6 protein-coding genes are annotated in these 7,506 nt (G+C 61.2%); all 6 read right to left on the bottom strand.

Annotated elements, in window-relative coordinates; translation table 11 throughout:
• Positions 1 to 905 precede the first annotated feature (905 nt).
• Positions 906 to 1,166, bottom strand: a complete 261-nt coding sequence (locus NKH52_RS32435) for a hypothetical protein (protein WP_352736293.1) — start codon at positions 1,164 to 1,166, stop codon at positions 906 to 908.
• 373 nt (positions 1,167 to 1,539) lie between these two features.
• Positions 1,540 to 1,746: a hypothetical protein gene (locus NKH52_RS32430; RefSeq protein WP_352736294.1), complete on the bottom strand. Its 207-nt coding sequence runs from the start codon at positions 1,744 to 1,746 to the stop codon at positions 1,540 to 1,542.
• 16 nt (positions 1,747 to 1,762) lie between these two features.
• Positions 1,763 to 1,951 (bottom strand): hypothetical protein, encoded by a 189-nt coding sequence (locus tag NKH52_RS32425; protein ID WP_352736295.1) that lies wholly within the window; start codon positions 1,949 to 1,951, stop codon positions 1,763 to 1,765.
• A gap of 286 nt (positions 1,952 to 2,237) precedes the next feature.
• Positions 2,238 to 3,617: an aspartate aminotransferase family protein gene (locus tag NKH52_RS32420; protein ID WP_352736296.1), complete on the bottom strand. Its 1,380-nt coding sequence runs from the start codon at positions 3,615 to 3,617 to the stop codon at positions 2,238 to 2,240.
• Between the two features lie 96 nt (positions 3,618 to 3,713).
• A complete protein-coding gene (locus NKH52_RS32415) occupies positions 3,714 to 5,423 on the bottom strand; it encodes a hydantoinase B/oxoprolinase family protein (RefSeq protein ID WP_352736297.1) in 1,710 nt (569 codons plus the stop codon).
• A gap of 22 nt (positions 5,424 to 5,445) precedes the next feature.
• Positions 5,446 to 7,464, bottom strand: a complete 2,019-nt coding sequence (locus NKH52_RS32410) for a hydantoinase/oxoprolinase family protein (RefSeq protein ID WP_352736298.1) — start codon at positions 7,462 to 7,464, stop codon at positions 5,446 to 5,448.
• Positions 7,465 to 7,506: the final 42 nt, after the last annotated feature.

Genomic DNA, 7,506 nt, shown 5'->3' with positions numbered 1-7,506 from the left:
CCGACCTGCTGCTCTCCTCGGTTCCGGAGATGGAAATCGGCTGGCTGGAAAAGGCAATCAAGGGACGGCGCATGGCCAGCGCGGGAAATTGACGGCTATGGACGAGCGCTACTGATAACCGAGCTTGTTCTTGTCGTCAGTCATTTGACTTTCCTCGCTGCCGCTGGATTTTGCCTAGTGGGGGCCACCGTCTTGGCGTGTTTTGAATGGGCAGCCAGAGCCGGTCCTGCTGCCGGTTGCCTTGCGCATGGTGCCACTGCGTTTTTTTGATCGCGAACGCATTCCGAACAGGCCTCAAAAATACTTGCCAAAGAATCCCCTCCCGATCTCTTTTTTGCTGCACACGCATGCTGGGAGAATTTTGCGCGTGGGCGATTTGTTCCTAATTGGGAATGGCTGCCATCGTTTTCCGAGACCTCCTCAGGGCCTGACGGTCAGGTCCACGTGCATCGCTCTTCCGTGCTGTATGCCGCGCACAACTTGCGGAACGCAGAAACTCTTATTTCGTAAAACGGACTGAAACTAACCATCTGCGCTTGAGCTGCGAGCCCAGATGCCTCCTTGATGACAATAGGAGCGCATGATCAAAGCAGCACTGAGAGGCATTCGGCGACGACGGCCCTGAGTTCGTCGACCATCTTCTGCAATCGAAAATCTTACCTTCGCCCTGACAGCACTTGCAATCCATCCTCTGTGACGTCATTCCAAGCCCTTTTCGTCCCAACGTCGCTTCAACTAACGCAATGGATTAGCTGGATAACCAGTTGCTAGGCTTTCACTAAGAAAGTGAGTGCGGTTTTCCGCCGCTGCCTTCCCCAATCGTCACTTAATCAGCCGGGTCACAAAGACGCATTTTGTGTTTGCGGGGCGTCGGTGCGATAGGGTCGACACGCTACGCGGCTGGTTCAAAAACCGGTGATCACCCCTTCTGGATCAAGCATATGAACCTCGTCCCTGGCGCGGGTTAGTCCGACATATTGCTGCATAATTTCGGGAGAAATGCTTTGGCGAAGCGGGCCGACGAGATGCTGCCGGAACGCCGTCCGCCAGCCGAAATGGTGTACTTCGCCTCTAGCAACCGGCGCGTTGTCTTGATGCACTCGACCGCCTCGCGCATGGCAGCTGACACTTTTGGTCGAAGAGTAAATCTCGACGATGCTCGCCATGGATTCCAGATCGAACACAGTGCCGCGAGGCCCTTTGTTATTCGCTCGCGTCTCGAAACCGGAGTAACCTGCTGCGCTGGAATGCAGTCGGCCGGTCGATCACGTTTGCGATGCTCCTCCCTCAGTCCCGCCGCTAGATCGGCCCCTCCGATCGGGGCCGCGGCCTCCCTCAGAGACGCGGGCCTTTAATTGTGATACGTCCCACCTGAAACGCCGCGCGGCTTTCCTTGACTCGTCGCATCCGTAGACAGGACCCGACTTGGTGCTGATCCACGCCCGCGGATGTCGTTATGCCAACGGCACTTCAAGGCAGTGATAGATCGCCAGTTCGAAGGGATGGGCTGACGGGACTGATCGAGCTGCCCAATGAATCCTACCTGCCGTACCGGCATTCTAGCGCGTGGGCGATCCGCTCGCAGAGCAGCTCACCCGTGCGGATGTCCACGTGTAGACGGAGCCGGTCTCCTTGCGCATTGACCAGCGTAATCACAACGCCGCGATCGGTGTAATCGGCGAGATCTAAAGCGTCGATGACCATGAAGTCCGGCGTTTCGTGTGCCGCCGCACGAGGATCGTTCACGGGCCTGTCCTGGGCATCAGCGTTGACCATCAATGGGCGGCTTGTCGGGCAGACCAAGTCTTAGACGCTGAGCCTCTGCAAAGTTCTCTGCGGATGCGTTCGTCTTGAACACACTCCGCGCCACCGCGCCGTTTTCAACGATTTGCACGGTCCACTGGCCTTCGACGTATTTGACGCGCACATCGTTCGGCTCACCCGTAACCATTGTCATCCCCCTGTACCGGATCATCGATGAGTGCCATGCAGTTGGTGTGGCGGCGTCACGCATTGAAAGCAGGTCATTGGCTACGATCCGCACCTTGTGCACGCCGGCCGTGTCACACCCCTCAGTCACAAAAGCGCTTCGACCTCTGCTGCAGCTACCTGGAGCTGGCGCGTAGGTTTGCAATTGCTGCGTCACGAGGCGAGCCGTTGCAGAATGGGCAGTGCACGAGTCAGTACGCCGCCCCCGGAATAAAGCAGCGGGTCTGCAGAGACCCGCCGCAAAACGCTTAGTGCGCCTTGACAGCCGCGTGGGTCTCGTCGAGCGCCTTGCCGAAACGGCCGAGCATGTCCTCGATCTGGCCCCGCTGGATGACGAGCGGCGGGCAGAAGGCCGCGGTGTCGCCGAGGCAACGTAGAATCAGCCCGTTGTCCTGACACCGCTCCGTAAGCATCGCGCCGACCTTGCCCGGGGCGTCGAAGCCCGCTTTGGTGGCCTTGTCCGCCACCATTTCGACGCCGGCGATCAGACCGACGCCGCGGACCTCACCGACAAGCGGGTGATCGGCGAACTTACGCAGACCGCCCTGCAGCACCGGCGCGAGTTCAGCGGTATGTCCGACCAGATCCCGCTCCTCGATGATGTCGAGGTTCTCTAGCGCGACGGCGGCGGCCACGGGATGCCCGCCACCGGTAATGCCGTGCACGAACGAGCCGATACGGGCGGAGTTGTCGGCAATGTGCTGGTACAGTTCATCGCTGATGACGATGGCCGACAGTGGCAGATAGGCGGACGTCAGTTGCTTGGACAGCACCATGATGTCGGGCTGGATGCCGTAAGTCTGCGAGCCGAACATCTGCCCCGTCCTGCCGAAACCCGTTATCACCTCATCGGCAATGACGAGAATATCGTATTTGCGGCAAACTTCCTGGACCTTCGACCAATAGGTCTCCGGCGGAACGATGACGCCGCCGGCGCCCATCACCGGCTCGCCGATAAAGGCGGCGACGGTTTCCGGCCCCTCGCGCAGGATCAGCGCTTCCAGGTCGGCTGCCAGCCGATCGGCGAATGCGATTTCGCTCTCGCCTTCATGGCTGAACCGGTAATGATGCGGGCAGGTCGTGTGCAGTATGTTGGCAATCGGCAGGTCGAAGTCGCGATGGTTCAGCGGGATGCCGGTCAGGCTTCCTGACGCAACGGTCACGCCATGGTATGCCTTGAACCGCGAGATGATCTTCTTCTTTTCAGGGCGGCCGCGGGCATTGTTGTAGTACCAGACCAGCTTGACGACCGTGTCGTTGGCCTCTGAGCCGGAATTGGTGAACATCACCTTGGCCGAGGGGATGATTGACATCTTTGCCAGGCGCTCTGCCAAGTCGATCGACGGCACATGCGCCTTGTGCGTGAAAGTGTGGTAGTAGGACAGCTTCTTCATTTGCCTCGAAGAGGCTTCAACAAGGCGCTGCTCGCCGAAACCGACGGCAACGCACCAGAGGCCGGCCAGCGTTTCTATGTATTTGTTGCCCGCATCGTCGTAGACGTAGATGCCTTCGCCGCGCTCGATGATCAGTGGCCCGACAGTCTCATGTCGGCGCGCATTGGTGTTGGGGTGGAACTGGTAGGCGACATCGCGGGCAGCCGCCGAATTCGGCGCAAGAGTGGCTTTCATCATCTATTCCTTCAGCAGTAATCGTCGCTCTTTGTAAGCAAAACGACAGGCGTTTACGCGGTGCCAGAAACGTCTTTAGCCGCTCGGTTAGGCAGCTCAGCGCGCGGCGAGCTCGCTCGCCGGGATTCCGTAAACGTCCGTGGCCTGCTCCCCGGTGATATAGCCGTCGAGCACATCTTCAATCACGCGGGAACGATCCCGTTCCTCAACAGGGCCCCAGCCGCCGCCCGCTGGGGACGTGATCTTAATCCGGTCGCCCGGGACGATCGGCACGTTCGAGAACTTGCTCGGCGAGGGCTTGTTGAAGGCCTGCGTGATCGTCAGCCATTCGTCCGAACCGGACCGGCTGATAAACAGTTCGGCTTTGCCGCCCGACTTGCCGCCGTGGATGCCCCAGGGGGCCATCTTCTGCCGATCGCTCATGTAGCTAAACGTCATCGGGGTGTCGGTACACCGGACTGTCTTTGACAGCGACAGGCCGCCGCGGAACTTCCCGAGCCCCCCCGAGCCGTCGACGAGCTTGAACTCCTCGACATGCCAGGGAAAGCGGAACTCGAACACTTCGACGGGAATGTGCGGGCAGTTGCCATTGATCCCGCCGACCGCGTCATTGCCGTCGGCGAAGCTGCGACCGCCCCAGCCGACTGGCGTGAGGTCGTAGCAGCAGAAGAACTCGCCGGTCTGCTTGTCGGCTCCGCCGAACAGGAAGTTGCTATGCGTTGCACCGTCCGTCGCCGCCGACCGGTCCTTAAGGGCGGGAGCCAACGCACCCATGATGACGTTGGCCATGCGCGGATGCGTCTCAGTGTTGCCGCCGACCGAAGGTCCGGGGAAGTTGACATTCACCACCGTCCCCGGCGGTGCCAGGACGCGGATCGGACGGAAGCAGCCAGAGTTTTTTGGGATCGTATGATCCGTCAGCTGCAGCACGGCATTGTAGGCGGCGCCCCAGGCGACGCCGAGGGTGGCATTGATCGGCCCCTTAGCCTGCTGAGCGGAGCCATGATAGTCGACGATGAGATCCGTCCCTTTGACGAGCACCTCGGCGCGGATTTTGTAGGGGCGGTCCTCGATGCCGTCGTCTTCCATGTAGTCCTCGAAGGCGTAGCGACCGTCGGGGATCTTGGCGATCTCCGCGCGCATGCGGCGTTCCGAATAGTCGAGCAACTCGCCAACGGTCTCCCGGAACCTCTCGACGCCATGCTTGCGGACCAGATCGATCAGGCGGCGTTCGCCGAGATCGATCGCTGCGATGAGCGCCCGGAAGTCGCCGTAATTGTAGCGGGGCGTGCGGACATTGGCGAGAAGAAGACGCCAGATGTCGTCGACGTCCTTGCCGGCCTTTTTGATCTTCACGGGCGGGACGCGGAGGCCTTCATGGAAGACTTCCGTCGCCTCGCCGGCGAAGCCGGCGGGAGACATGCCGCCGATCTCGACCACGTGGCCGATCGCGACCGAGAACCCGATCAACTGGCCGTCGACGAACACCGGCTTGAAGAAGGTGTGTTCCGGCGTGTGCAGACCGCCCCGGTAGGGATCGTTATGGAGGATGACGTCTCCCTCCTCGAGATCGTCGACTGAAATCTCGTGAACGCACGAGCGCAGCAGCAAGGGCATGCCGCCGATCATCGCCGGGCAGAAGTCGCCGGTGGCAATGAGATCTCCCGAGGGCAGCGCCAGCCCGCAGGTGAAGTCCAGCGATTCACTGAACACTGTGGAGTACGCCGTGCGCATGAGGGTGACACCCATATCGCGGCAGATGGAGACAAGAATGCCTCCGACGATATTCAACGAAACCATATCCATTTGATTGCTCCTTCGGCTGGTGTCAGGCCGAGATCAGTAGGTTGCCGTAGCGGTCGACGTTCAGCGTCTTGTCCGGATCGAGCACCGTGACCGAGGCGTTTTCCTCGACGAGCGCGGGCCCGGTGAAGGTGTGACCGCAGCGCAGGTCGTCGCGGGAATAGACCGGCGTTTCGCGCCAGCCGCCTTCGAACCAGACGGGACGGCGCGACTTCGGCTGCGCCGGTCCGTCGGCATCGGCGATCGTCGGGAACACGAGTTCACCCGTCCTCGCAGTGCCGGTGACCAGGAAGTTGACGATTTCCATGTGGTCGTCGAGGCGGAAGCCGAAACGCTCGTCGTGCTGGTCGTGAAAGGCCTTCAGAAGGGTGGCGACGTCGGCTTCGTTGAAGTCGTCGCTGTCGACCGGCACAGCGAGTTCGTGGTTTTGCCCGAGATAGCGCATCTCGACGCTGCGGGAGATCGTCACCTCGTGATGGCCCTGCGATGCCAGTTCCGCGCGGCATTCGCCGACCAGAGCGGCCATTGCCCGGGCGGCGCGTTCGCGGTCGAGGAAGCGCGAGTTCAGCTGAACAGTGCGGTGCCGGTCGACGCGGGCGTCCGCCATGGTAAAGCCGAAGGCAGAGAACTGGCCGGGGAAGTTCGGCACCAGGCCCTTCGGGATCGAGGCGTCGGACATTAGGTCGCTGATGTGCGGAGGACCGGCGCCGCCGAAGGCGACCAGCACGAAGTCGCGCGGATCGAGACCCTGTTCGGTGAGCACCGTGTGCAGAGCTCCGACCATGTTGTTGTTGGCGATCCGTACGATGGAGAGCGCCGCTTCTTCAACCGAGCAGCCGAGGAACTCGGCGATCGAGCTGATACTGGTCCGCGCCGCTTGCGCATCAAGGGCCATGGTACCACCGAGGAAGTTGCTGGCACTTATGCGGCCTAGCACGACGTTGGCGTCGGTGACGGTCGGAAGCTTGCCGTCGCGGCCGTAGCAGGCCGGGCCGGGATTGGCGCCGGCGCTCTCCGGGCCGACGACGAGCATACCGCCGGAATCGATGCGGGCGATCGAGCCACCGCCTGCACCGATCGTGCGAATGTCGATCATCGGCACCTGTACAGGACGGCCCCACTCGATCTCAAAGTCGGTCGTGAATTTCTCGGCACCGTTGACGACGGTCGAAACGTCCGTCGAGGTTCCGCCCATGTCGAGCGTCACCAAGTTGGGCAGGCCGAGCAACTTAGCCGTCTGCTTGGCGGCGATGACGCCGCCAGTTGGACCGGAAACCGCGATCTGGATCGGGCTTTCGACTGCGGCTTCGAGGCTCATCTCGCCGCCATTGGAGCGCATCATGACGATCTTGGCGCCGACGCCTTCCTCCATCAGTTGGCGGCGCATCGAGCCAATCTGGCGCTTGACCACTGGTTTGACGAAAGCGTCGCAGATCGTCGTCGACGAGCGGAAATGCTCCTTCCACTTTGGCAGTACCTCGTAGGAGATCGAGACGGGGAGGTCCGGCGCCAGCTCCTTGAAGATTTCCTTGATTCGAATCTCGTGGTCGGGGCTAACGTAGGAATGCATCAGCATGACGGCTACGGCCTCGACCTCGCCCTCGGAGACGATCCGTTCGACCAGCGCGCGGACCTGATCCTCGTCGAGTTCGCGGATCACTTCGCCAGACGGGCCGATGCGCTCGTCGACTTCGTAGGCGTGGCGCCGTTTGAGGAACGGCTTTGGTTTGACCCAGCTGAGATCATAGTGGCGCATACGGTTGCCGCGGGCGATGAAGGGGATATCGCGGAAGCCGGTCGTCGTCACATAGGCGACCACGGCGCCCTTGCCTTCGAGCAGCGCGTTGGTGGCAACGGTTGTGCCGAGGCGGATCGCCGAGATGTCGTCGATCTCGCCGAAGGCCCGCAGCCCTGTCATAATCCCCTCGATCGGATCATGCGGGGTCGACAGATTCTTCCAGGCCTTCAAAGCCCGGTTTGACTCGTCGTAGGCGACGAAGTCCGTGAAGGTCCCACCGATATCTATTCCCAAACGATAACGCATTGTTACTTCCTCGGCATGTTGGTCTCGTGACCAGGCCAGCGG

Source organism: Mesorhizobium sp. M1066 (assembly GCF_040318635.1).
Taxonomy (GTDB): Bacteria; Pseudomonadota; Alphaproteobacteria; order Rhizobiales; family Rhizobiaceae; genus Mesorhizobium.
This window is presented reverse-complemented; position numbering and strand designations above follow the sequence as displayed.

Excerpts from the sequence above, each read along its gene's own strand:
- NKH52_RS32410 (WP_352736298.1), bottom strand. The coding sequence starts at position 7,464 with ATGCGTTATCGTTTGGGAATAGATATCGGTGGGACCTTCACGGACTTC.
- NKH52_RS32435 (WP_352736293.1), bottom strand. The coding sequence starts at position 1,166 with ATGGCGAGCATCGTCGAGATTTACTCTTCGACCAAAAGTGTCAGCTGC.
- NKH52_RS32420 (WP_352736296.1), bottom strand. The coding sequence starts at position 3,617 with ATGAAAGCCACTCTTGCGCCGAATTCGGCGGCTGCCCGCGATGTCGCC.
- NKH52_RS32415 (WP_352736297.1), bottom strand. The coding sequence starts at position 5,423 with ATGGATATGGTTTCGTTGAATATCGTCGGAGGCATTCTTGTCTCCATC.
- NKH52_RS32425 (WP_352736295.1), bottom strand. The coding sequence starts at position 1,951 with ATGGTTACGGGTGAGCCGAACGATGTGCGCGTCAAATACGTCGAAGGC.